21 protein-coding genes are annotated in these 22,842 nt (G+C 74.5%); 11 read left to right on the top strand and 10 right to left on the bottom strand.

The window, feature by feature from the left end:
- Positions 1–160: 160 nt before the first annotated feature.
- The 3 genes from ABRQ22_RS13540 to ABRQ22_RS13530 all read right to left on the bottom strand — a co-directional run bounded on the left by ABRQ22_RS13540 (position 161) and on the right by ABRQ22_RS13530 (position 5,230).
- Positions 161–2,050, bottom strand: coding sequence for an alkyl sulfatase dimerization domain-containing protein (locus ABRQ22_RS13540; protein ID WP_353707101.1), 1,890 nt, complete (start codon positions 2,048–2,050; stop codon positions 161–163).
- A gap of 99 nt (positions 2,051–2,149) precedes the next feature.
- Positions 2,150–4,039 carry an alkyl sulfatase dimerization domain-containing protein gene (locus tag ABRQ22_RS13535; RefSeq protein ID WP_353707100.1) on the bottom strand — a complete coding sequence of 630 codons (1,890 nt, stop codon included), beginning with the start codon at positions 4,037–4,039 and terminating at the stop codon, positions 2,150–2,152.
- Between the two features lie 108 nt (positions 4,040–4,147).
- A complete protein-coding gene (locus ABRQ22_RS13530) occupies positions 4,148–5,230 on the bottom strand; it encodes a DUF389 domain-containing protein (RefSeq protein WP_353707099.1) in 1,083 nt (360 codons plus the stop codon).
- A 218-nt stretch (positions 5,231–5,448) separates the two neighbouring features.
- Here ABRQ22_RS13530 and ABRQ22_RS13525 point away from each other — a divergent pair, with 218 nt between their 5' ends.
- The 3 genes from ABRQ22_RS13525 (at position 5,449) to ABRQ22_RS13515 (ending at position 8,998) form a co-directional block, all read left to right on the top strand.
- Positions 5,449–6,144, top strand: a complete 696-nt coding sequence (locus tag ABRQ22_RS13525; protein ID WP_353707098.1) for a hypothetical protein — start codon at positions 5,449–5,451, stop codon at positions 6,142–6,144.
- A gap of 170 nt (positions 6,145–6,314) precedes the next feature.
- On the top strand, positions 6,315–8,327 hold the full coding sequence (locus ABRQ22_RS13520; RefSeq protein WP_353707097.1) for a histidine kinase: 2,013 nt from the start codon (positions 6,315–6,317) through the stop codon (positions 8,325–8,327).
- Complete coding sequence (locus tag ABRQ22_RS13515) at positions 8,324–8,998, top strand: response regulator transcription factor (protein WP_353707096.1); 675 nt, start codon at positions 8,324–8,326, stop codon at positions 8,996–8,998. The genes ABRQ22_RS13520 and ABRQ22_RS13515 overlap by 4 nt, the downstream gene beginning before the upstream one ends.
- Before the next feature lie 64 nt (positions 8,999–9,062).
- On the opposite strand, the gene ABRQ22_RS13510 is transcribed toward ABRQ22_RS13515, so the two are convergent.
- The 3 genes from ABRQ22_RS13510 to ABRQ22_RS13500 all read right to left on the bottom strand — a co-directional run bounded on the left by ABRQ22_RS13510 (position 9,063) and on the right by ABRQ22_RS13500 (position 11,506).
- The gene (locus tag ABRQ22_RS13510) at positions 9,063–9,440 is read right to left on the bottom strand and encodes a VOC family protein (RefSeq protein ID WP_353707095.1); all 378 of its coding nucleotides are present in this window, start codon (positions 9,438–9,440) and stop codon (positions 9,063–9,065) included.
- Positions 9,441–9,530: 90 nt separating this feature from the next.
- A complete protein-coding gene (locus tag ABRQ22_RS13505) occupies positions 9,531–9,974 on the bottom strand; it encodes an acetyltransferase (protein WP_353707094.1) in 444 nt (147 codons plus the stop codon).
- A gap of 62 nt (positions 9,975–10,036) precedes the next feature.
- Positions 10,037–11,506 carry a DUF1254 domain-containing protein gene (locus ABRQ22_RS13500; protein WP_353707093.1) on the bottom strand — a complete coding sequence of 490 codons (1,470 nt, stop codon included), beginning with the start codon at positions 11,504–11,506 and terminating at the stop codon, positions 10,037–10,039.
- Positions 11,507–11,666: 160 nt separating this feature from the next.
- Between ABRQ22_RS13500 and arsB the strand changes: the two genes are divergently transcribed.
- The 3 genes from arsB to ABRQ22_RS13485 are packed head-to-tail and all read left to right on the top strand — an operon-like array spanning position 11,667 to position 14,264.
- Positions 11,667–12,794, top strand: coding sequence for an ACR3 family arsenite efflux transporter (gene arsB / locus ABRQ22_RS13495; RefSeq protein ID WP_253051804.1), 1,128 nt, complete (start codon positions 11,667–11,669; stop codon positions 12,792–12,794).
- A complete protein-coding gene (locus tag ABRQ22_RS13490) occupies positions 12,791–13,792 on the top strand; it encodes a metalloregulator ArsR/SmtB family transcription factor (RefSeq protein ID WP_353707092.1) in 1,002 nt (333 codons plus the stop codon). Before arsB ends, ABRQ22_RS13490 begins: the two co-directional genes overlap by 4 nt.
- 34 nt (positions 13,793–13,826) lie before the next feature.
- Positions 13,827–14,264, top strand: a complete 438-nt coding sequence (locus ABRQ22_RS13485) for an arsenate reductase ArsC (RefSeq protein ID WP_353707091.1) — start codon at positions 13,827–13,829, stop codon at positions 14,262–14,264.
- Between the two features lie 49 nt (positions 14,265–14,313).
- On the opposite strand, the gene ABRQ22_RS13480 is transcribed toward ABRQ22_RS13485, so the two are convergent.
- Positions 14,314–15,732: an FAD-dependent oxidoreductase gene (locus tag ABRQ22_RS13480; protein WP_353707090.1), complete on the bottom strand. Its 1,419-nt coding sequence runs from the start codon at positions 15,730–15,732 to the stop codon at positions 14,314–14,316.
- Positions 15,733–15,816: 84 nt separating this feature from the next.
- Between ABRQ22_RS13480 and ABRQ22_RS13475 the strand changes: the two genes are divergently transcribed.
- Complete coding sequence (locus tag ABRQ22_RS13475; protein WP_353707089.1) at positions 15,817–16,179, top strand: metalloregulator ArsR/SmtB family transcription factor; 363 nt, start codon at positions 15,817–15,819, stop codon at positions 16,177–16,179.
- A 117-nt stretch (positions 16,180–16,296) separates the two neighbouring features.
- A complete protein-coding gene (locus ABRQ22_RS13470) occupies positions 16,297–17,163 on the top strand; it encodes a CPBP family intramembrane glutamic endopeptidase (protein ID WP_253051793.1) in 867 nt (288 codons plus the stop codon).
- Between the two features lie 12 nt (positions 17,164–17,175).
- Here ABRQ22_RS13470 and ABRQ22_RS13465 read toward each other — a convergent pair whose 3' ends face one another.
- Complete coding sequence (locus tag ABRQ22_RS13465) at positions 17,176–17,466, bottom strand: hypothetical protein (RefSeq protein ID WP_115943461.1); 291 nt, start codon at positions 17,464–17,466, stop codon at positions 17,176–17,178.
- Positions 17,467–17,589: 123 nt separating this feature from the next.
- Between ABRQ22_RS13465 and ABRQ22_RS13460 the strand changes: the two genes are divergently transcribed.
- Positions 17,590–18,606, top strand: a complete 1,017-nt coding sequence (locus ABRQ22_RS13460) for a 5'-3' exonuclease (protein ID WP_353707088.1) — start codon at positions 17,590–17,592, stop codon at positions 18,604–18,606.
- Positions 18,607–18,649: 43 nt separating this feature from the next.
- Here ABRQ22_RS13460 and ABRQ22_RS13455 read toward each other — a convergent pair whose 3' ends face one another.
- On the bottom strand, positions 18,650–19,708 hold the full coding sequence (locus ABRQ22_RS13455; protein ID WP_353707087.1) for an iron-siderophore ABC transporter substrate-binding protein: 1,059 nt from the start codon (positions 19,706–19,708) through the stop codon (positions 18,650–18,652).
- Between the two features lie 172 nt (positions 19,709–19,880).
- Here ABRQ22_RS13455 and ABRQ22_RS13450 point away from each other — a divergent pair, with 172 nt between their 5' ends.
- Both ABRQ22_RS13450 and ABRQ22_RS13445 read left to right on the top strand, forming a co-directional pair.
- Entirely contained in the window at positions 19,881–20,678 is a 798-nt protein-coding gene (locus tag ABRQ22_RS13450) for an alpha/beta hydrolase family protein (RefSeq protein WP_253051787.1), read from the top strand.
- 113 nt (positions 20,679–20,791) lie between these two features.
- Positions 20,792–22,180, top strand: a complete 1,389-nt coding sequence (locus ABRQ22_RS13445; RefSeq protein ID WP_353707086.1) for an FAD-binding oxidoreductase — start codon at positions 20,792–20,794, stop codon at positions 22,178–22,180.
- A 36-nt stretch (positions 22,181–22,216) separates the two neighbouring features.
- Here the strand turns inward: ABRQ22_RS13445 and ABRQ22_RS13440 are convergent, their stop codons facing one another.
- Positions 22,217–22,792: a DUF4240 domain-containing protein gene (locus ABRQ22_RS13440; protein WP_353707085.1), complete on the bottom strand. Its 576-nt coding sequence runs from the start codon at positions 22,790–22,792 to the stop codon at positions 22,217–22,219.
- Positions 22,793–22,842: the final 50 nt, after the last annotated feature.

Below are 22,842 nucleotides of genomic sequence, written 5' to 3'. Positions count from 1 at the left end.
ACCTTGACACACGACTTCCACTTCGTCGCGGCGAACGGGACGACCGTCCAGGTACCGCACGACGACGCGGGCACCGAGAGACCTGTGCGGACCGCACCCGGAGACGACGGCGCCCTCGTCGCCCGGTCCGGAACGGGGCGACGCGGGCGGCCGGCTCGGGTCAGGGGGTGACGATGGCGACGTCGGGGTCGCCCGGGTCGAGGACGGCGGTGAGCCGCGCGAGCACGCCCGCGTCGCCCGCGACCTCGATGCCCACGGCGGCGAGCTCCTCCGGGGTCGCGGCGCCGGTCGCGAGCGCGGGGAGCGCCGTGCTGGTCGTCGTGAGGGTCGCGTCGGCGTCTCCGCGCTGGGGAGCCGAGCTGTAGGTGAGGGTCCCGTTGCGCAGCCACAGGCGGTAGCGCTCGTCGGTGTCGGTGAGCACGACGTCGATCGTCGCCTTCTCGTCCCACGCGCGCGGGCCGTCGACCTGGATCGCGAGGGCGTCGAAGAGCATCGTCGGCGTGAGGTTCCCGATGATGTCGGGCGCCGCCGTCTGCGTGGGAGTCCCGAAGGGTCCGTCACGCAGCTCGGTCGCGCCCGAGAGGTAGACGCTGCGCCAGGTGCCGTTCTCCGCACCGTAGCCGAGCTGCTCGTAGGTGTCGGCGAGCAGCTCCTTCGCCGCGGCGTGGTCCGGCTCCGCGAAGACGACGTGGTTGAGGAGCTCCGCGACCCAGCGGAAGTCGCCGGCGTCGAACGCCGCGCGCGCCGTCGTGACGACCGCGTCGGCGCCCCCGCCGAGGGCCACGTAGCGCTTCGCCTTCTCGACCGGCGGGTGCTCCCACAGGTGCGCCGGGTTCCCGTCGAACCAGCCCATGTACCGCTGGTAGATCGCCTTGACGTTGTGGCTCACCGAGCCGTAGTAGCCGCGCGCGTGCCAGGCGTTCTCGAGCGCCGGGGGCAGGGTGATCCGCTCCGCGATCTCGGGCCCGGTGTACCCCTGGTTCAGCATCCGCAGGGTCTGGTCGTGCAGGTAGGCGTAGAGGTCGCGCTGGAGCGAGAGGTACTCGACGATGCGCTCGTTGCCCCAGGTCGGCCAGTGGTGCGAGGCGAAGACGACCTCGACGTCACGGCCGAACAGGTCGATCGCCTCCGTGAGGTAGTGGGACCACACGTGCGGGTCGCGGACCACGGCACCGCGCAGCGTGAGCAGGTTGTGCAGCGTGTGCGTCGCGTCCTCCGCCGCGCACAGCGCCCTGCGGTCGGGGAGCCAGATGAGCATCTCCGACGGCGCCTCGGTGTCCGGCGCCATCTGGAAGACCATGCGGACGCCGTCGACCGTCTCCTCCTGGCCCGTGGTGGTGACGGACAGGGTCGGCGGGATGAGCGTGACCGTCCCGGTCGACGTCGTCTGGCCGAGCCCGGCACCCACCTGACCCTGCGGGCCGCGCGCGAGCGCCGCGCCGTACATGTAGCCGGCGCGCCGACCCATCGCCGTCCCGGCGTACACGTTCTCCGCGACCGCGTGCTCGGTGAAGCCCTCCGGGGCGAGCACGGTGACGCGCCCCGCGTCGACGTCCTCCTGCGTCGTGACGCCCTTGACGCCACCGAAGTGGTCGACGTGCGAGTGCGTGTAGATGATCCCCGTGACGGGGCGGTCGCCGCGGTGCTCGCGGTACAAGGCGAGCGCGGCCGCCGCCGTCTCGGTCGAGATGAGCGGGTCGAGCACGATCACGCCGGTCGTGCCCTCGATGAACGTCACGTTCGACAGGTCGAACCCGCGGACCTGGTAGATCCCCTCGGTGACCTCGAACAGCCCCTGCTCGGCGACGAGCCGCGACTGCCGCCACAGGCTCGGGTTCACCGTGTCCGGCGCCTCGCCCTGGAGGAACGCGTAGGTGTCGTCGTCCCAGACGACGCGGCCGTCGTCCGCCGTCACCGCGCTCGGGGTGCGCCGCGCGACCAGGCCGCGCGCCGCGTCGTCGAAGTCCTGGGTGTCCGAGAAGGGGAGCGTCCGGAGGAGGGCGGAGTTCTGCGCGACGATCGCGGGCGTCGCGGGCTTCGGAGTCGACATGGTTCGGAGCCTGGCACCGCCCTGTGCGGACCGCACCCGGAGACGACGGCGCCCGCGTCGCCCGGTCCGGAACGGGGCGACGCGGGCGGCCGGATCGGGTCAGGGGGTGACGATGGCGAAGTCCGGGTCGCCCGGGTCGAGGACGGCGGTGAGCCGCGCGAGCACGCCCGCGTCGCCCGTGACCTCGATGCCCGCGGCGGCGAGCGCCTCGGGGGTCGCCGCGCCGGTCGCGAGCGCGGGCAGCGCACGGCTCGTCGCGGTGAGCGTGGCGTCGGCGTCCCCCTTCTGCGGGGCCGCGGAGTAGGTGAGGGCGCCGTTGGAGAGCCGCAGCCGGTAGCGCGCCCCGGTGTCGGTCAGGACGACGTCGATCGACAGCTTCTCGTCCCACGCACGCGGCCCGTCGACCTGGATCGCGATCGCGTCGAACAGCATCTCCGGCGTGAGCGCCGAGATCACGTCGGCCGACGCGGAGACGGTGGGCGTGCCGAAGGATCCCTCGCGCAGCTCGGTCGCGCCGGAGAGGTAGATGTTGCGCCACACCCCGTTCTCCGCGCCGTAGCCGAGCTGCTCGAACGTGTCGGCGAGCAGCTCGCGCGCGGCCGCGTGGTCGGGCTGGGCGAACACGACGTGGCTCAGGACCTCGGCGGCCCAGCGGAAGTCGCCGTCGTCGAACGCGGCGCGCGCCAGGTCGACCACCGCGTCCGCGCCGCCCATGGCCTTCACGTACCGCTTGCCCTGCTCGACGGGCGGGTGCTGCCACAGGTGGGCCGGGTTGCCGTCGTACCAGCCCATGTAGCGCTGGTAGATCGCCTTGAGATCGTGGCTCACCGACCCGTAGTAGCCGCGCGCGTGCCACGCGTTCTCCAGGGCCGGCGGGAGCTTCAGCTCCTCGGCGATCTCGATCCCGGTCCAGCCCTTGTTGATGAGCCGCAGCGCCTGGTCGTGCAGGTAGGCGTACAGGTCGCGCTGCTCCGAGAGGAACCGCACGACCCGCTCGTTGCCCCACGTGGGCCAGTGGTGGGACGCGAAGACGACCTCGACCTCGTCGCCGAACAGGTCGATCGCCTCGGTGAGGTAGCCGGCCCACGCGTGCGGGTCGCGCACGAGGGCGCCGCGCAGCGTGAGCAGGTTGTGCAGCGTGTGGGTCGCGTCCTCGGCCGCGCACAGCGCCTTGTGGTCCGGGAACCACACGAGGAACTCCGCCGGCGCCTCGGTGCCGGGGGCCATCTGGAAGACCATCCGGACGCCGTCGACCGTCTCGGTCTGCCCGGTGGTGGTGATGTCCAGCGTCGGGGCGATGAGCGTGATGTTGCCGGTCGCGACGGTCTGCGCGAGGCCGGTGCCGAGCGCGCCCTGCGGCCCGCGCGCGAGCGCCGCACCGAACATGTAGGCCGACCGGCGCGCCATCGCCGTGCCCGCGTACACGTTCTCCGAGGCCGCGTGCTCCGTGAACTCGGCCGGCGCGATGATCGGGACCCGCCCGGCGTCGACGTCCTCCTGCGTGGTGACCCCGCGCACCCCGCCGAAGTGGTCCACGTGCGGGTGCGTGTACAGCACGCCCGTCACCGGGCGGTCGCCGCGGTGCTCCCGGTAGAGCTCCAGCGCGGCCGCCGCCGTCTCCTCCGTCACGAGCGGGTCCAGGACCAGGACGCCCGTCTCCCCCTCGATGAACGTGACGTTCGAGAGGTCGAACCCGCGGACCTGGTAGATGCCCGGGACCACCTCGAACAGGCCCTGGATCGCGTTGAGCGTCGACTGACGCCACAGGCTCGGGTTCGCCGTGTCCGGCGCGTCGCCCTGGATGAAGGCGTACGTGTCGTTGTCCCACACGACCGTTCCTTCGGCGTTCCTGATGGCGTTGGGCTCGCGCGTGCCGAGCAGTCCCCGACGCGCGTCCTCGAAGTCCTGCGTGTCCGAGAAGGGGAGCGTCTGGAGGAGGGCGGAGTTCTGCGCGACGATCGCGGGCGTCGCTGGCTTCGGAGTCGACATGGTTCGGAGCATGGCAGCGGCGCGCGAGGACTGCATCCGGAACGAGGCGCCCGCCGAGCCGGCTCCGGGCCGCGACCGCGGGGCCCCGATCGGGCGCGCGACGGGGCGTCAGCCCGCCGGGTCGACGCGCTCTCCGACGGTGTGGACGACGACGACCTGCGGGTCCCAGGGGACGAGCTCGTCCACCTGGTCCTGCAGGACCGCGACGTCGGGCAGGCCGCCGGGGCTGCGCACCTCGACGACGAGGTCCTGCCCCTCCCACCGCACGGTGTCGACGGACGCGTCGTCCGTCCCGGACAACCAGTCCTCCGCGGCGGCGCGCGTCTGGCCGAGCCAGAGGTCCGCGAGCGCCGCCTGCACGGTGTTCGCCACCATGGGGACGGCGACGACGAGGACCGCGACGACCGCGACGACCGTCGCGACCCGATGCCGCGGTACGGACGCTCCTGCGCGCGCCGCACGGGCCTCACGCAGGTACCCGGCACCGGAGAAGACGACGGTCGCGGCCACGACGAGCGCGACGGCGTTCGAGACGAAGAGCAGCAGCGCGCCCGCGGCGAGCGACGGCTGCCCCTCCCCCAGGCAGACCCCGACGACGCCGAGCGGGGGGACGAGGGAGATCGCGATGGCGATGCCGGGCAGCACGTCGCCGAGGTCGCGACGGGCGAGCGCGATCGCGCCCGCGAAGCCCGTCGCGAAGGCGGCGGCGAGGTCGCCCACGCCGGGTGACGTCCGACCCGTCACCTGGGAGTTTGACAGGACGTCGGTGGTCGCGGGGAGCACCAGCGTCGCGACCATCCCGATCGCGACGACGAGGGCGAGGCCGCCGACGACGTACGCCACGGACCGCCCGATCGTGCCCGGCTCGCCGGCGACGACGCCCAGCCCGATCCCGAGGATCGGCGTCGACAGCGGGGCGATGATCATCGCGCCGATGACGGTCGCCGTGGAGTCGGTGACGACGCCCGCGACGGCGATCACGCCGGAGAGCACGAGCATGGCCCAGAACGCGGACCGCTTGGCCCGCACGTCGCCGACGTCGAGGTCGAGCCGGTCGGCGACGTCGACGAGCGGCCGCCGCTGCGCGGCGGGGACGAGCAGCCGGAGCACACGCCCCGGCGGAGCGGGAGCCGTCGTCGTGGTCGGGTCGGTGACCGCCCCGCGTCGGTCGCTGTCCGAGGGCACCGTCATCCCCGCCTCCCGCGCTCGGGCCGGTGACCGGCTCACCGGGCGACCTGACGCTACGGTCGCCCGCCGCGGGGTGCCACCGGAGCGTCCCGGATCCGCCCGGCAGGTCGGGACGCCTGCCCCTGGGGCCCGGGACGCCGCCCGGCCGACGCTGCGGGGACCGTCGCAGCACGTGGCGGGCCCCGGCCGCGGGACAGGCGGCCCTGACGGAAGGTCGTCCCATGCAGGACAGCTCGCTCACCGCCCCGTCGCCGCTCGCCGGCGACCCGACCCGCCGCTCGCGCGGCACGACGCCCCGCGCGTGGGCCTGGACCGGCGTCGTCGCCGGGGTCCTGGGGCTCGTCTCGATCCAGTCCTCGATGGCGCTCGGCGTGAACTGGGAGGAGACCGCCGGCGACGCCGACGCGATCGTCGCCGACCTCGCGGGCCGCACGGGGACCCAGATCCTCTTCCACACCGCGACGATCGCGTGCGCGCTCCTCGTGCTCGTGTTCGCGGCGGGCCTCAAGCGGCGGCTCGACGCGCAGGCGCCCGCCGGGTCGCTCCTGCCGACCGTCGCGGGCTGGGGGCTCGTGCTCGTCTCGGTCGCGGGGCTGCTCGGCTCGGGCCTGGACACGCAGTTCCTCTTCGGCCTCGGCGACACCGCGCTCATCGTCCCCGAGTCGGGCGCGTTCTACAGCGACTGGGTCGCGACGATCCCGTGGCTGTGGGTCGGTGCCGGCGTCGCGGGCGTCGCGCTCGGCGTCGCGGCGCTGCGGCACGCGGCGGCACCGCGCTGGATCGGCGTCGTCGGGTTCGTGCTGGGCGGGATCGCGCTTCTCACGGGCGTGTCGCCGCTCCAGTACATGGCGGGCTTCGTCGGACCGATCTGGCTCCTCGTCACCGCCCTCGGCTTCGCCCTCGGGGACCGGCGCTGAGCGCGACCCGCGAGATCGGCAGCACGCGGCGAGATCGGCACGTCCGGTCGAGGTCGGCGGTCCGGACCGCCGACCTGGGCAGGGACCGCCGATCTCGTCGTCGGCCGCGGCCGGGTGATCTCCCGCCCGGGCCCTTCTCGCCGCGCGTGCCCCGGCCCTACCGTGGGCCCGTGGCCGACCCCGGGCCCGGCCGCGCCGGGATGCCCCGCACGGGCTGGACGATCGGCGTCCTCGCCTGGGTGCTCGGCGTGTCCGCCCTCGCGCTCCAGCTCACGTCCGGGGTGCCGCTGCTGCTGGGCGACCTGCTGTTCGTCGTCGTCGACGCGACAGTCGCCCTCGTGTACGGGACCGTCGCCGCCGTGATCCTCGTGCGGCGGCCGCACGTCGTCGGATGGCTCGTCGCGCTCGCCGGGATCGGCGGCGGGGTCGCGGCCCTGGGCGGCGCGTGGCGCAGCTACGCCTCGACCCACCCCGGCCTGCCGCCGCTCACGCCGCTCGCGGACGCCTACGGGTGGGCCTGGGTCCCCGGGACGGTCGGGCTGTTCGTCCTCGTCCCGTGGTTCGTGCGGGGCGGCCGGCTCGGCGCGGGTGCGTGGTGCGGCGTCGCGGGCGGCGTCGCGTCCATCGCCTTCTTCTTCCTCGCCCCCGCGGACGACCCGCGCCCGGCGATCGTCGGCGTCGTCGTCATGGGGCTCGTCACGGCCGCGGCGACGGCGTGGCGGTGGCGGCGCGGGCCGGTCGAGGAGCGCCGGGGGCTGGGGCTGCTCGCCCTCGGGACCGCGCTCATGGCGCTGTCGTTCCTCCCGCTGCTCGGGACCTGGGCGAGCGCCGACGTCATCCTCGCGCTCCCCCTCACGCACCTCGCGTGCCAGGCGCTGTTCCCCGCGGCCATCCTCGTGTGCGTGCTGCGCAACCGGCTGTGGGGCATCGACCTCGTGCTCTCACGAGCGACCGTCGCCGCGATGCTGGCCGTCGGCCTCGCGGTCGTCTACGCGGTCGTCGTCGTGCTCGCGACGACGGTCGTCGACGGCCCCGCCGCGCAGGTCGTCGCGGCGGTCGGGGTGGCGCTCGCGGTGCAGCCCCTGCACACCTGGCTGCGGCACCGGGTCCGCACTCTCGTCTACGGCGAGGGCAACGACCCGGGCCGCGCCGCGCTGAGCGTCGGCCGCCACCTGTCGTCCGCGTCGACCGCCGACGACCTCGTCGTGAGCCTCGCGGTGGGCGTGCGCGAGGCGCTGCGCCTGGAGAGCGTGACGATCGAGCGCACCCCGGACCGCCCGACGGCGTCCGGCACCCCCGAGGACCCGCCCGCCAGCGCCTGGGTCGGGCCGACGTCGCGGCCGACCGGGCAGACGGCCTCGCTCCCCGTGGTGCACGGCGGTCGCGTGCTCGGCCGGGTCCACGTCGTCGCGCGGGCGGGCGAGCGGCTCGACGCGCGGACCCGCGACGCGCTGGACCAGCTCCTGCCCGTGCTCGGTGCGGGCCTCGCGCTCGCCCAGGGCGCGCGCGAGCTCGAGGAGGCGCGCGACGCGACGACGCGCGCCCGCCTCGCGGAGCGGCGGGTCATCCGCCGGGAGCTGCACGACGGCGTCGGGCCGTGGCTCGTCGGCCTGCGCCTGGGGCTGCAGGGGGCACGGAACACGCTCGCGACGGACCCGGCCGCGGCCGCCGTCGTGCTCGACGCCCTCGGCGCCGAGGTGGCCCAGCGCGTCGAGGACGTCCGCACCCTCTCGCGCAGCCTCCTGCCGCCGTCGCTCGACGAGCACGGGCTCGAGGTCGCGCTCGGGGAGCTCGCGGGCCGCCAGGCGCTCGCCGGGTTCGTCGTGGACGTGCGGTGCGACCCGTGCGACGGCCTCGACCCACGGGTCGCCGCGGCCGCCTACGCGATCGCGAGCGAGAGCGTCGTGAACGCCGCGCGGCACTCCGGGGCCGACGAGTGCCGGCTGACCGTCCGGCTCGGCGACCGCTGCCTCCTCGTCACGTGCGAGGACGACGGGGGCGGGATCGCTCCCGACGCGACCCGCGGCGTCGGCTCGCGGTCGCTGCGCGAGCGCGCGGACGAGCTCGGCGGGCGCCTCGACGTCTCCGCCGTACGGCCCGACGGCGCGCGCCCGGGCACGCGCGTGCGCGCCACCCTCCCGCTCGTCCCGGCCGGGGCGCTCGCGCGCGAGGACGCGTCGTGATCCGGGTGGCGGTCGTGGACGACCACCCCGTGTTCCGGCTCGGGATGGCGGCGCTGCTCGACTCGTTCGACGGCGTGCGCGTCGTCGGGCAGGCGGCGTCCGCCGCCGAGGCGCGCGCGCTGCTCGGCCTCGACCCGGGCGGCGACCCGCCCGAGACGGGGGCGAGCGCCGACGTCGTGCTCATGGACCTCGACCTCGGCGACGGCTCGGGCGTGGACGTGACGCGCGACCTCGTGCGCGCCGACCCGGCCGCGCGCGTGCTCGTCGTGACCATGCACGAGGACGACGACGCCGTCGTCGCGGCCGTCCGCGCCGGGGCGCGCGGCTTCCTGGTCAAGTCCGCGAGCCCCGCCGAGGTCGAGCGCGCCGTCCACGCGGTGGCCGACGGCGCGATGATCCTCTCCCCCTCGGTCGCCGACCGGGCGATGGCGTACGTCGTCGGGGGGCGCGCGGCGGCGCGCGTGCCGTTCCCGCAGCTCACGGACCGCGAGCGCGAGGTGCTCGACCTGGTCGCCGCGGGGCTCGACAACGCCTCCATCTCGCGCCGCCTGGTGCTCAGCCCCAAGACCGTCCGCAACCACGTCGCCAACGTGCTCGCCAAGCTCGCCGTCCGCGACCGTTCCGCCGCGATCGTCCGCGCGCGCGAGGAGGGCCTGGGCCAACCGAGATAGAACCGCGGTCGCGCGACGGAGCAGTGGTTCGGAGCCGGCGCCGTGGTGCGGAGGCCCCGCGCCGTCAGGCGTCGTCGTCCTGGATGACGGACAGCACGTTGCCGGCGGGGTCGGTGAACCACGCGATGAGCGGGCCGCCGCCGCGGAAGACGAAGTCCTCGTCGGTCTCGACCGGCGTCCCCGCGTACCGCTCGAACGCGACGCCGCGCTCGCGCAGGGCCGCGACGGTCCCGGGGACGTCGTCGACCGGGAAGTTGAGGACGGTGAACGACGCGGGCTCGTGCGCGTCGCCCTTGGGGTAGACGAGCACGCCGGAGTCGCCGGGCACCCGGATCCACAGCAGGTCGTCGCCCTCGACCGTGAGCCCGAGCAGGTCGCCGTAGAAGTGCCGCGCCGCCTCGACGTCGTCGACCGAGAACCCGCTGAACGCCTTGCCGAGCATGTCGCCTCCTGGGGTCGTGCGGGCCGGACGGCCCGCTCTCCCCAGGGTCGACCGGCGCGGGCGCGCCCGCTCATCGGTCGATGACCGCGGTCAGTACTCGCGACGCAGGTGCAGCAGCGGGAACGGGCGACCCTGGCCGTCGGTCGCGGACCGCCCCGTGACCTCGAAGCCCTGTGCGCGGTAGAAGCCGAGCGCGGCCGGGTTCTGCTCGTTGACGTCCAGCTCGAGCACGGGGTGGTCCCGCCCGGCGTGGGCCAGCAGCGCGCGCCCGATCCCCTGGCCGTGGAGGTCCGGGTCGACGAACAGCATCTCGACGCGGTGCCCCACCGTCCCGACGAACCCCGCCACCCGGCCGTCGCGCTCCGCGACGGTCACGTCGACGGCGGCGAGGTACTCGTCGCGCACGCCGACCTCCAGCTCACGCACGTCGTCCGGGGTAAGGAAGTCGTGCGTGGCCTCGACGGCACGGCGCCACACGTCCACCAGCGCGCCGGTGTCGTCGGGGCGGGCCGGGCGGAGCGGGAGGTCGACCATGGCACGAGCCTCCCGCCCCGGACCTGGCTGGTTCAAGCGGATTGCTGGTCGAGACGTCGGCGTCAGGGGACGCTCAGCGGTTCGACGTCGCCGGGGCGCCAGGTGCCGTCGAACCAGCTCTCGAGGGGGCCGTAGAGGCGCAGCAGGACGAACCACCCCTTGCCCGGCACGGTCTGGACCCAGTTCGCGGCGAGCTCGCGCGGCTCCTCGGGGCCGAAGACGATGTCCACCGAGCCGTCGTCGTTGTGGACGAGGTCGTCGCGCCTGCTGTTCCGGCTCGGCAGCGGCTGGCCCGTCTGCAGCTCCGAGCGGGTCTGAGGGTCGTACACCACGACCGACCAGAAGTCCGCGGCCGGCACGTCGGCCGGGAGCCGGAGGCGGTACGCCCTCCCACCGTCGAGGGGCGCGTCGTCCACGTCCACGGTGGCCAGCGCGTACTGCGACCCCTTGCCGACCATCTTCAGCGCCATCGCGGGAGTGTTCACCGTCGCGAGGTAGAAGAAGGTGGTGCGGGCGTCGAGGTAGCGGCCGCCGGCACCGCCGTCACGCAGGAACCGGTAGTCGCCGCCCGGGAACGGGCTCAGCCAGCGGCGGTCCTCGTAGAGGAAGAACGCGCGCTCCCGGGACCGGAACGCCATGGCGCGCGCCGTGGCGTTTCCCACCGCCGCTGCGTCGGTGAGGATGCGGCGCATCCGGTCGTCCGGCGCGAACGGCGCATCCTTGGTGATGCCGATCGAGGCGAGCAGCCCGCGCGTCTCCGGGTCGACGACCCCGATCGGCTCCTTGGCCACCACGTGGGCGACCTCCTCGTAGAACGAGAAGTCGTTCGCATGGACCGTGTTCACCGTGACGCCCGACAACGACGCCCACTCCATCGCCGGCGGATCGTCCCGCCGCGACAGCGGGTAGACCCTGACGCCCGACTCGAACAGTCGCACCGCGGCGTCAGGCCGCCCGTCGACGAGGAACCCGCGCAGGATGACGAGGTTCACCGCGCTCGGCGTCTCAGCGACGAACCAGCCCTCGGGCCGCGCGCCGTCGTAGTCCGGCGGCACGATCAGGTACGTGCCGCCGGCGCCCCGGTCCGGGCCGGGCGCGCCGAGGTCCACCACGAACCGGAACCACGCGTCGTCGACCGTGCCGGGACCGCACCCCGGCGGCACCTCGATGACCGTCGGGCCGTCGCGCTCGACGTCGAGCACGACGATCGCGTACACCGTGTCGGTGTTGCCGGTAAGGAAGAGCGGGTCGGAGTCGAGCAGTCGGTCGGCGATCGCGCCCTGGTGGCACGCGTCCCCCGCGACCTCCGCGATCCCCCGCCGGATCGCCTCCAACGAGGCGGCCGGGATGCAGCCGAGGAACGCCTCGACACCCCGCACCAGGTCGAGGTGGTCGAAGACCCGGGTCGCCGTCTCGGGCGTGGGGACGCCGTCGACGAACCGCAGCTCGCCGATGCTCGTCGCCACCCGGTCCGGCGTGGTGATCTGGGCCGGGATCGCGGTGTTGTACCCGGGCCGGACGTCGATACCCATGCTGTCCTCCCTTGCGCCGACCGTCGGCATCCGTCACCAACCATCAGAACCGGCGTGCGCTCCCGGCGCCATCACGTGATCCGCGTGATCCCTGCCGTCGTTCCGCGGCACCCCGACCCGGGACTTGCGCGCCTATATTGGCTGGTGTCAATATAGACAAATGTCAATTCAAGAGCCTCGCGCGAGCGATCCCACGGCGCCCACGCGCGGCCGGTTGTCCACGCTGGACCGGTGGCTGCCGCTGTGGATCGGGCTGGCGATGGTTGCCGGGCTGACCCTGGGCCGGTTCGTCCCTGCCCTTTCCGACGTGCTCGCCGCGCTGGAGGTCGGCGGGATCTCCGTCCCGATCGCCCTCGGCCTGCTCGTGATGATGTACCCGGTGCTGGCCAAGGTCCGGTACGACCGCGTGGGTGCCGTCACCGGCGACAAGAAGCTCCTGGTGAGCTCGCTGGTGCTGAACTGGCTGGTGGGCCCGGCGCTGATGTTCGCCCTCGCGTGGGCGTTCCTGCCCGACCTGCCCGAGTACCGCACCGGGCTGATCATCGTGGGCCTGGCCCGGTGCATCGCCATGGTCGTGATCTGGAACGACCTCGCGTGCGGGGACAGGGAGGCCGCGGCGGTGCTGGTCGCGATCAACTCCGTGTTCCAGGTCGTCGCCTTCTCCCTGCTCGGCTACTTCTACCTCACGGTGCTGCCCGGGTGGCTGGGCCTCGACGCCCACGGTCTGGACGTGTCCGTGGGGCAGATCGCGCTCAACGTCCTCGTCTTCCTCGGCGTCCCGCTGGCCGCCGGGTTCGCCTCACGCCTGGTCGGGGAGCGCGCCAGGGGGCGGGCCTGGTACGAGGACCGGTTCCTCCCCGTCGTCGGCCCGTGGGCGCTGTACGGGCTGCTCTTCACGATCGTGCTGCTGTTCGCCCTCCAGGGCGAGGCCGTCACCTCGCGCCCGCTCGACGTCGCGCGGATCGCACTGCCGCTGCTGGTGTACTTCGCGGCCATGTGGGGCGTCGGCGTCGTCGTCGGCAAGACGCTGGGACTGGGGTACGCCCGTACCACGACCCTGGCGTTCACCGCGGCGGGCAACAACTTCGAGCTCGCGATCGCCGTGGCGATCGCGACGTTCGGTGCGACCTCCGGCCAGGCGCTGGCCGGGGTCGTGGGCCCCCTCATCGAGGTCCCCGTCCTGGTGGGTCTCGTCTACGTCTCGCTGTGGGTCGCGCGCCGCTGGTACGCCGTCGACCCCTCCGCACCCCCGACCCGAGCACCCGAGCTGGACGAGGTGAGGTCATGACCACCCCCCTGCCGCCGGCCGTCGCGGACGCCGACTGCGCGCCGCAGGTCGAGGCGCACGCGATCGGGGCCGAGGTCGCGGGCGCCGTCGCCACGACGCTCAAGGCCCTCGCCGAGCCGCTGCGGCTGCGCATGCTCTCCTTCGTCGCGACCTCCGCCGCAGGCGAGGCGTGCGTGTGCGACCTCGCCGCGCTCACGGACGTCTCGCAGCCGACCGTGTCGCACCACCTGAAGGTGCTGCGCGACGTGGGGGTGCTCACCTCCGAGCGCCGCGGCACCTGGGTCTGGTACCGCATCGCACCCGGGTACCGGGCGGCCGTCACGACGCTGCTGGACTCCTTCGCCCCGGCGGCGCTCGGCGCGGCGCGCGCCGCGACCGCACTCACGGGCCTCGACGACGTCGACGCCGCCCTCGACCACCTGGCCGAGGACCTGGCCGGCGCCTTCGCCGACGTCCGGTTCGACGTCGTGCAGCGCGTGGTCCGCGAGTCGTACACCGACCTGGCCCGCTCGGCGAAGGTCTCGGCCCATCTGGTGCCCCTCACGGGACGGTTCGCCCGGCAGCGGCTGAGCGACCTGACCCGCGCCGACGACGCGCGGCCGCACGTCCTGTTCGTCTGCGTCGCCAACGCCGGGCGCTCGCAGCTCGCCGCTGCCCTGCTGCGCCACTACGCCGGCGACCGGGTCGCCGTCCGCTCCGCGGGGTCCGCGCCGGCGGCCGACATCCACGACGGCGTGCGCGCGAGCCTGACCGCGCTCGGCATCACCGCGGACGACGCGTTCCCCAAGCCGTTGACCGACGACGCCGTCCGCGCCGCGGACGTCGTCGTCACGATGGGATGCGGCGACGTGTGCCCCGTCCTGCCCGGCACGCGGTACGAGGACTGGCTCGTCGGCGACCCCGCCCTGGCGTCCCCCGCCGGGGTCGCCGCGATCCGCGACGACCTCGACCAGCGGGTACGACGCCTGCTGGCCGACCTGCTGCCCGACCTGTCCTGACCATCGCCTGACCGTCACCACCCGGGAGACCACCATGACCGAGAGCACCCCGCCCACGCCGTCCGCCCTGTTCGTCTGCGTCCACAACGCCGGCCGGTCCCAGATGGCGGCGGGATACCTGCGGGCCCTGTCCGGCGGGGCCGTCGAGGTCCGCTCCGCCGGGTCGGCCCCGGCCGACCGGATCAACCCCGTCGCCGTCGACGCCATGCTCGAGGAGGGCATCGACATCCGTGCCGAGCAGCCCAAGGTCCTCACGACCGACGCGGTCCAGGCGTCCGACGTCGTCATCACCATGGGCTGCGGGGACGCGTGCCCGATCTTCCCCGGCAAGCGGTACGAGGACTGGGCGCTGGAGGACCCCGCCGGGCAGGGCATCGACGCCGTCCGCCCCATCCGCGACGAGATCCGCGCCCGCGTGCTGACTCTCCTCGACGAGCTCGGCGTCACCCCGGTCGCCCTGCCGCGCGGCTGAGGAGCCGGCCGCGCGGCGGTCCTCCGGACCCAGACGCGCGGCCGGGCGCTCAGCCGAGCTCCGTGTCGCCCGAGCGGCCGTGCGCGACGCCGGTCGCGAACCCGACTCCGGCGGGTGCCCCGACACCGAGGGTCACGAGCTGCGGCGCGGCCGGCGCGGTGCCGCAGCACGACCCGCCCGCGCTCGCGCCGTCGGCCTCCAGCGCCAGGTCGCTCGAGCAGACACCCGTCGCGGGCAGGTTCAGCTCGACCGCGTCCGCCGCGGTCCGGTCCCCGGCCAGCGCCGCGGCGATCGAGCGCACCTGCTCGTACCCCGTGGCGAGCAGGAAGGTCGGCGCGCGGCCGTAGGACTTCATGCCGGCGAGGTAGAACCCGTCGTCCGGGTGGGCGAGCACCTGCTCCCCGTGCGGGGGCACGGTGCCGCAGGAGTGCTGGTTCGGGTCGATGAGCGGGGCGAGCGCGGCGGGCGCCTCCACGACCGGGTCCAGGTCGAGGCGCACCTCGCGCAGCATGTCGAGGTCCGGGCGGAAGCCCGTCGCGTCGACGATCTGGTGCACCTCGAGGTTCAGCGCCCCGTCCCGCGCGGCCCCCAGCACCTGGACGGTCCCGACGCCGGGCACGAGCCGGTCGATCGAGACGCGCGTGAGCAGCGTCAGCCGCCCCTCCTCCACGGCGGCCCGCAGGCGCGTCCCGAGCAGGCCGCGCGCGGGGAGCTCGTCGTCGGAGCCGCCGCCGAACAGGCGCCGCGCCGACCCGCCGCGGATCGCCCACGTGATCGTGGTGCCCGGCTCGGACTCGGACAGCTCGACGAGGCTCAGGAGCGTGTTCGCCGCGGAGTGCCCCATCCCGACGACGAGCGTGTCGCGGCCGGCGAACCGGTCACGCTGGGCGCCGAGCACGTCGGGCAGCGGACCGGTCACGAACGCCGCCGACTCCGCCTCGCCCACGGCGGGCAGGCCCGAGGCCCCCAGCGGGTTCGACGTCGAGAACGTGCCCGACGCGTCGACCACGGCGCGGGCCAGCACGTCGCGCACCACGCCGTCGGCACCGATGGTCCGCACGCGGTAGGCGCGGCGGCCCCGGCCGAGCGAGCGCGTCTTGTCCGCCCCGTCGCGTGCGACCGCGAGCACCCGCGTGCCCGTGCGCAGGCGCGGCGCGATCTGAGGCGTCGCGGCGAGCGGCGCGAGGTACCGGTGGACGAGCTCCGCGCCGGTCGGCAGGGCGTCGGGGTCCGGCTCGACCCACCCCGTCGGTCCGAGCAGCCGCCGAGCCGCCGGGTCGACGTCGTACCGCCACGGCGAGAACAGCCGCACGTGGCCCCACGACGCCACCGCGGCGCCGGGGCCGTCCCCGGCCTCCAGCACCACCGACTCGAGCCCGCGCTCCAGCAGGTGGGCGGCCGCCGCCAGGCCCACCGGACCCGCCCCGATCACCACGACCGGGAGCTCGTCCCGCACCACCTCGACCATCACCACTCCTCGCATTGAAGGTTGTCGATATGAGCATCGTGGAGGACGTATCGAATGTTGTCAATCTGTGCGACGATGGTGGGCATGACGACGACCGAACTGACCCTCACCCCGGTCGGCGACGGCGCCGGCTGCTGCGGACCCGTCACCCGGGCCGTCGACCCCGGGGCCGCGCGCGAGCTCGCCCGCACCTTCAAGGCCCTCGCGGACCCCACCCGGGTCCAGCTCCTGGCGATCGTCGCCGCGCAGGACGGCAGCGAGGCGTGCGTGTGCGACCTCACCGAGCCGGTCGGCCTCTCCCAGCCCACCGTCAGCCACCACCTCAAGATCCTGGTCGACGCCGGTCTGCTCACCCGCGAGCAGCGCGGCCGCTGGGCGTACTACTCGCTCGTCCCGGGCGCGCTCGACCGGCTCGCGGCCGCCCTCACCGACACCACCGCTCGCTGACGGGGCGGTTCGCCGCGCGCCCTGCGGGCTCCGTCCCTACGCTCGCTCCTGTCGGTCGCGCCGTTCGCACCGATCGGCCTGCGCCGGCGGCCGTACGACGACGGACGAGGAGCACCCATGACCGAGGTGACGGGATCGATCGAGCAGGCCACCCCGCGGTCGGGCTGGCAGCGGTTCTGGGACCAGGGCGGCTGGTGGCGGGCCTTCCTCTTCGCGGTCCTCTACATCGCGGTGTACCTCGGGCTCGGATGGCTCGTCGGCGTCAGCGGGCTGGGCCCGGACAGCGGCGAGGAGCTCCTCGACTCGTCCGGAACCGTGTTCTTCGGGCTGCTGCTGCCGATCCTCGTCATGAGCCTGCTGCTCGTCGCCTTCCTGTCCACGATGCGCTGGCGGCGCGAGGTGTTCGGTCCGCAACCGATCGCGGGGCGGCCGTGGATGTGGGTCGCCGTCGTCCTCGTCCTCGTACCGGTCGTGCTGCACCTCGTCGCGACGAGCTGGTCGTCGTACGACGTCACGGTGATCCTCACCGTCTTCGCGCTCGGCCTGTGCATCGGGTTCGCCGAGGAGGTCCTGACGCGCGGCGTCGCCGTCACGATGCTCCGCCGCGCGGGGTACGGCGAGAAGGCCGTGATGGTGCTGTCGTCGATCCTCTTCGGCTTCCTGCACGCGTCGAACCTGGTCTCGGGGCAGAACCTCCTGACCGTGGGCACGACGGTGGTCTACGCGTTCGGGTTCGGCACCATGATGTACCTCTCGATGCGCGTCACGGGCAGCATCGTCCCCGCCATCCTCCTGCACGCGGCGACCGACCCGACGACGATCCTCGCGACGGGCGGTGTCGACACGCACGGGACGAACGCCGGGTCCGACGCGCTCAACGCGTTCGCCGGGACCTTCAACATCATCTTCATCGCCGTCGCGATCCTGGCGGTCTTCCTCGTCTCGGGTCGCGTCGGACGCACGACGGCACCGGCGCAGCGCTGAGCCCCGGGCCGCCTACCGACGCCCGCGCAGCGCGATCACCGGCCCGGAGAACAGCGCGATGCCGAGCATGAACCCGACGTCGTACCAGTTCCCGTTGTTGTCGACCTCGTAGATGCTCACCGTGTCGGTGAAGAGGGACACGATGAACGTGAACGGCAGGATCATCCCCTGCCACAGACCCCACCAGAACCCGTAGCCGCCGGGGCTCGCGGCGACGTTCGGCCCGGCGGCGCAGGCCCCGAGGAGCAGGATCACCGCGATGGCGAGAGCCGCGCCGGCTCCTCGTCGTGCCGTCGTGGACATGACGCTCACCTCCGTGTAGCGGTCGACGGCACCAGTGAACCGCGCGCGCCGTCCGACGGCGAGGGCAGCGGCGCGCGGCGGCACGGCGGGCCCCGTGTCGGGGCCGTGCGGCAGGATGGCGGCATGACGCAGAGCACGGACGACGGCGCCCCCTCGAGCACCCCCGCGACGGCGGGCGGCGAGCTCATGCTGCTCGACACGGCGAGCCTGTACTTCCGCGCGTTCTTCGGGGTCCCCGACTCGATCAAGGCCCCGGACGGCACGCCGGTCAACGCGGTGCGCGGCCTGCTCGACATGATCGCGACGCTCGTCACGGACCGCCGCCCGTCGCGCCTCGTCGCGTGCTGGGACGTGGACTGGCGCCCGGCGTTCCGCGTCGAGGCCATCCCGTCGTACAAGGCGCACCGGGTCGCCGAGAAGGTGCCCGGGACCACGGGCGTCGAGGAGGTCCCGGAGAAGCTCGTCGCGCAGATCCCGGTGATCGTCGACGTGCTCGCGGCGCTGGGGATCGCCCGCGTCGGCGCGGCGGGGTACGAGGCCGACGACGTCATCGGCACGCTCACCGCGCGCGAGGTCGCGCGGCGCGCGGCCGAGGGCGCCGCGCCGGACGCGTCGGGCCGGGCCGCCGTCGAGGTCGTCACCGGGGACCGCGACCTGTTCCAGCTCGTCGACGACGAAGCGGGCGTCCGCGTCCTCTACCCGACCAAGGGCGTGAAGAACCTCGACGTCGTCGACCAGGCGCGGCTCGCGGAGCGGTACGGGATCCCGACGGGGGCGGCGTACGCGGACATGGCGGTGCTCCGCGGCGACCCGAGCGACGGCCTGCCCGGCGTCCCCGGCATCGGGGAGAAGACGGCGGTCGCGCTGCTCGCGAGGTTCGGCGACCTCGCGGGCGTGCTCGCGGCGCGCGAGGCGGGCGACCCCGGCCTGACACCGACCCAGCGCCGTCGCCTCACCGAGGCGGCCTCCTACCTGGAGGTCGCGCCGCTCGTCGTGCGCGTCGCGCCGGACGCCCCCGTCGGGGAGGTCCACGACGCGCTCCCGACCGCCCCCGCGGACCCCGACGCGCTCGCCGAGCTCACGGAGCGGTGGGGCCTCGGGACGTCGGTCCGGCGCCTGCTGGACGCCCTGCGCGGCTGATCCCGCCGCCGCGGCCGCGTCGCGCACGACGCGGCCGCACGGCTCACTTCGACGCGGCGGCCGCCTCGGCGAGCTGCGGGACGTACTGGTCGAGCATCCACGGGATGGAGAGCACGGTCGGTGCGCTGCTCGCCATGACGAACGACTCACCGACGATCGGGGCGAACCGGCCCTGCTGCACAGACTCCATCGCGCCGACGGACGGCAGCGCCGTGAACGCGTCGACCTCGTCCTGGGAGCCGAAGTACATGACGAGCACGTCGGTGTCGATCTCGCCGAGTCGCTCCTCGCTCAGCCCGTAGAAGTACGTGCCGTCGTCGGGCGAGGCGTCGAGCCCGGCGACGCTCGGGCTGAGCGTCATGCCCATGTCCTCGAGCAGGTCGACGCGCGGGTCGTCCGCCCGGAAGACGTTGAGCGTGCCCGGGGTGTTGGCCGACGCGTAGACGAACGTCGTGCCGTCGAGCTCCGGGTGCTCGTCGGCGAGCGCGGTGACGTACGCGTCGGTCTCCGACTGCAGCGCCGCCGCCTCGTCGCTCTTGCCGAGCGCCGTCCCGACGATCTCGAGCTGGTCCTGCCACGGCAGCGCCCACGGCTGGTCCGGGTACGCGACGACGGGCGCGACCTCGGACAGCCGGTCGAACTCCTCCTGCGTGATGCCGGAGTAGGGCGCGAGGATGACGTCGGGCTGCGCCGCGGCGATCTCCTCGAACGGGACCTCGCCCGTGTCGGAGCCGGAGAGCAGGGTCGGGGTCTCGCCGCCGAGCTCCTCGATCGCGTCCTCGTCCCACGGCAGGATCCCGGTCTCGCCGCCGCCGTAGTCGTTGCGCGGCATCGCGACGGGCACGACCCCGAGCGCGAGGACCGCGTCCTGCGTCGACCAGCCCCAGGTCACGACTCGCTCGGGCTGCTCGGGGATCACGGCGTCGCCCAGGGCGCTCTCGATCGTCACCGGGAAGGCGCCGCCCGCGGCCGGGGTCGTGCTCGTGTCGTCGGCGGCGCCGTCGTCGGCGCCCGCGGAGCACCCGGCGAGCACGAGCGCGCCGAGCGCGAGGAGGGCAGCCGCGGTGGTGCGGCGCGAGGCGGAGGACGTCGGACGACGCATGGATCTCTCCCAAGGGACGGTGGCGCCGCCGGCGCGGCGACTGAGCAAGGTAAGGCTAGCCTCATCCGTCGCCGGAGCGGAGCGTGCGGCCCGTGCGATGGCTCACAGCGGGCAGACTGGGGGCGCCGTCGGGCGCCCCCGTCGGCACATCCGACCCGCCGGGAGGCGACCCGTGGCCCTCGTCCGCTGCTCCTTCTACTCCGACGTGCTCGAGGTGAGCACGACGATGACCGTCGTGCTCCCGCAGGCCACGGCGACCCAGATCGGCATGGCCGGGTCCGCGAGCGCCCGCGCCGAGGGCGCCCCGGTGCTCTACCTGCTCCACGGCATGAGCGACGACGAGACGATCTGGACGCGCCGGACGTCGATCGAGCGGTACGTCGCCGACCGGGGGCTGGCCGTCGTCATGCCCCGCGTGGAGCGCAGCTTCTACGCCGACGAGGTGCACGGGCACCGGTACTGGACGTTCCTGTCGGAGGAGCTGCCGAGCCTGGTCGACCAGTTCTTCCGGGTGTCGTCGCGGCGCGAGGACACGTTCGTCGCCGGACTGTCGATGGGCGGGTACGGGGCGTTCCGCTGGGCGCTGCGGCACCCCGAGCGGTTCGCGGCGGCGGCGAGCCTGTCCGGGGTGCTCGACCTCGCCGACGAGTCGTACCGGGAGCGCCGCCTGCCCGACATCGAGCGCGTGTTCGGCGACCGGGAGATCGCGGGCTCCGACGACGACCTGCTCGCGCTGCTGCGCCGGGCTGCCGCCGAGGGTCGGACGGCGGACCTCCCCGACCTGTTCCTCGCGTGCGGGACGGAGGACTTCCTCGTCGACGGCAACAGGGCGTTCGAGCGCGTGGCCGATGAGTCCGGCGTGGCGCTGCGGTCGGAGTTCTCGCCCGGGACCCACGAGTGGGGCTTCTGGGACCGCACGATCCAGGACGTCCTCGACTGGCTGCCGCTGCCGGGGGCGCCACGAACCTGACGCGGCGCCCTCCCTACCCGTCGGGGCACGTGTCACACACCGTGCTCGCGCGTCGTCGTGTGGGTGACCGCACCTGGCGTCGAGACGCGCACACCGCGACGAAGGGGACCACCATGACCACCACTGCCACCACTCTTCCGCCCACCGACGTCGCCGCGCTGCGCGACCGCGTCACGGGTCGCGTGCTCGCCCGGGGCGACCTGCCCGACGGCGGCCCGACGGCTGCGGAGGCCGTCGCCTCCCACAGCACGCTCGTCACGCACGACCCCGACCTCGCGGTGCTGGCCGCCACCGAGGCCGACGTCGTGGAGGCGGTCCGGTTCGCGTCCCAGCACGGGCTGCGCGTGCGCGCCCACGCGACGGGCCATGGCGCGTCCTCGCCCGTCGCGGACGGCCTCGTCCTCGGCACGAGCGACCTCGCGGGCGTCGAGATCGACCCGGAGACCCGCGTCGCGCGCATCGCCGCGGGCACCCGCTGGAAGACGGTGGTCGAGGCCGCGGCGGAGCACGGGCTGCTCCCCGTCACGGGGTCGTCCACGGGGGTCGGCGTGGTCGGGTACACGCTCGGCGGCGGGTTCGGCCCGCTGACGCGCAGCCACGGGCTCACGACGGACTGGGTCCGCGGGTTCCGGGTCGTGCTGGCCGACGGCTCGGTCGTCGAGGCGAGCGCGGACTCCGAGCCGGACCTGTTCTGGGCGCTGCGCGGCGGCAAGGGCGGCCTCGGCGTGGTGACGCGCGTCGACGTCGAGCTCGCGCCGCTGCGCACCCTGTACGCGGGGGCGCTCACGTTCGACGCCCCGCACGTCGAGGACGTGCTGCGCGGCTGGGTCGACTGGACCGCGACCGCGCCCGACGACGTCACGACCTCCGTCGCGGTGCTCGCCCTCCCGGACCTGCCGTTCATCCCCGAGCACCTGCGCGGCCGCACGGTCCTCGCCCTCCGGTTCGCCTACCCGGGCGACGCCGCGGAGGGCGAGCGCCTGGCTGCGCCGCTGCGGGCTCTCGCCCCGGTCATGGCCGACGCGGTCGGGGAGATCCCGACGACCGCCATCGCGTCGATCCACGACGACCCCGAGGACGCCGGCCCGTCGTGGGTCTACGGCGCCGGCCTGCGCGAGGTGGACGCGGCGTTCCTCGACCGGTTCCTCGCGGACCTCGGGCCCGGCAGCGGCTCGCCGTTCGTGGCGGCCGAGCTGCGGCACCTCGGCGCGGCCGGCGCGCGCGACGTGGACGGCGGGTCCGCCGCGGGCGGGCGGACGGCCGGGTTCCTGCTCAGCCTGGTCGGCGTGAACCCCCCGCGCGTGCCGGACATGGTCGAGGCCGCGGCGTCGTTCGCGCAGTGGTCCGAGCCGTGGGCCGCGACGGAGACCAACATCAACTTCCTGCCCGGCCCGTGGACGGACGAGACGCTCGCGCGGGCGTGGTCGCCGGAGACGGCGGCGCGCCTCGCGTCGGTGCGGTCGGCCTACGACCCGGCGGGGCTGTTCGCCTGGCGCGTGTGACGTCGGGTCAGCGCTGCCGGTCGACGCGGAGCGGTCTCACACCGCGAACAGCGCGGTGAGCCGCGGGAGGCGGCGCGCGTTCTCCTCGTCGTCGTCGAAGTCCCACTGCTCGCCGGCGGGCTCGCTGCGCGCCGGCCCCGACGACGTCCGCTCGCGCGCCGCGTAGTACGCCTCGTCGTCCTCGCCGGTCGCGCGCGACCACGCGTCGCCGACGAGCGAGTCCAGCGACTCGTACCCGAACCAGGCGGACCCGCCGCGCGACATGGCAGCGACCACGGGGTGGTCCGCGAGGGAGTCCGGGTCCGCCACGGCGCGCTCGAACGCCGCCCGGCCGGCGAGGACGAGCCCGTCGCGGAAGTCCATGAAGCCGTCGTCGCTGCACCCGCCCTCGACGAGGTACGCGGCACCCCACAGCGGCCACGCGTACGCGTCGTGCGCCAGACCGCCCGCCACGTCGACGAACGCGAGCATCTCGTCCGCGGTGAGCCGCTCGACGAGGAGGTCGGTCAGGGCGCCGGGCAGCGGGTCGTCCTCCGCGCCGCGGTCGTCGGCGCCCGCGCCCGCCCGGTCGCGCGCGGCGTCGACGATCTCCCAGAAGGTCTCTCGATCCATGGACCGGACGGTACGGCCGGGCACCCACAGACGCTCGACGCCCGGGCGAC

Source organism: Cellulosimicrobium sp. ES-005 (assembly GCF_040448685.1).
GTDB lineage: Bacteria > Actinomycetota > Actinomycetes > Actinomycetales > Cellulomonadaceae > Cellulosimicrobium > Cellulosimicrobium cellulans_G.
This window is presented reverse-complemented; position numbering and strand designations above follow the sequence as displayed.

Excerpts from the sequence above, each read along its gene's own strand:
- ABRQ22_RS13455 (WP_353707087.1), bottom strand. The coding sequence starts at position 19,708 with ATGCGTCGTCCGACGTCCTCCGCCTCGCGCCGCACCACCGCGGCTGCC.
- ABRQ22_RS13470 (WP_253051793.1), top strand. The coding sequence starts at position 16,297 with ATGACCGAGGTGACGGGATCGATCGAGCAGGCCACCCCGCGGTCGGGC.
- ABRQ22_RS13490 (WP_353707092.1), top strand. The coding sequence starts at position 12,791 with ATGACCACCCCCCTGCCGCCGGCCGTCGCGGACGCCGACTGCGCGCCG.
- ABRQ22_RS13475 (WP_353707089.1), top strand. The coding sequence starts at position 15,817 with ATGACGACGACCGAACTGACCCTCACCCCGGTCGGCGACGGCGCCGGC.
- ABRQ22_RS13485 (WP_353707091.1), top strand. The coding sequence starts at position 13,827 with ATGACCGAGAGCACCCCGCCCACGCCGTCCGCCCTGTTCGTCTGCGTC.
- ABRQ22_RS13480 (WP_353707090.1), bottom strand. The coding sequence starts at position 15,732 with ATGGTCGAGGTGGTGCGGGACGAGCTCCCGGTCGTGGTGATCGGGGCG.
- ABRQ22_RS13540 (WP_353707101.1), bottom strand. The coding sequence starts at position 2,050 with ATGTCGACTCCGAAGCCCGCGACGCCCGCGATCGTCGCGCAGAACTCC.
- ABRQ22_RS13510 (WP_353707095.1), bottom strand. The coding sequence starts at position 9,440 with ATGCTCGGCAAGGCGTTCAGCGGGTTCTCGGTCGACGACGTCGAGGCG.
- ABRQ22_RS13440 (WP_353707085.1), bottom strand. The coding sequence starts at position 22,792 with ATGGATCGAGAGACCTTCTGGGAGATCGTCGACGCCGCGCGCGACCGG.
- ABRQ22_RS13535 (WP_353707100.1), bottom strand. The coding sequence starts at position 4,039 with ATGTCGACTCCGAAGCCAGCGACGCCCGCGATCGTCGCGCAGAACTCC.
- ABRQ22_RS13505 (WP_353707094.1), bottom strand. The coding sequence starts at position 9,974 with ATGGTCGACCTCCCGCTCCGCCCGGCCCGCCCCGACGACACCGGCGCG.
- ABRQ22_RS13525 (WP_353707098.1), top strand. The coding sequence starts at position 5,449 with ATGCAGGACAGCTCGCTCACCGCCCCGTCGCCGCTCGCCGGCGACCCG.
- ABRQ22_RS13500 (WP_353707093.1), bottom strand. The coding sequence starts at position 11,506 with ATGGGTATCGACGTCCGGCCCGGGTACAACACCGCGATCCCGGCCCAG.
- ABRQ22_RS13530 (WP_353707099.1), bottom strand. The coding sequence starts at position 5,230 with ATGACGGTGCCCTCGGACAGCGACCGACGCGGGGCGGTCACCGACCCG.
- arsB (WP_253051804.1), top strand. The coding sequence starts at position 11,667 with ATGTCAATTCAAGAGCCTCGCGCGAGCGATCCCACGGCGCCCACGCGC.
- ABRQ22_RS13445 (WP_353707086.1), top strand. The coding sequence starts at position 20,792 with ATGACCACCACTGCCACCACTCTTCCGCCCACCGACGTCGCCGCGCTG.
- ABRQ22_RS13460 (WP_353707088.1), top strand. The coding sequence starts at position 17,590 with ATGACGCAGAGCACGGACGACGGCGCCCCCTCGAGCACCCCCGCGACG.
- ABRQ22_RS13465 (WP_115943461.1), bottom strand. The coding sequence starts at position 17,466 with ATGTCCACGACGGCACGACGAGGAGCCGGCGCGGCTCTCGCCATCGCG.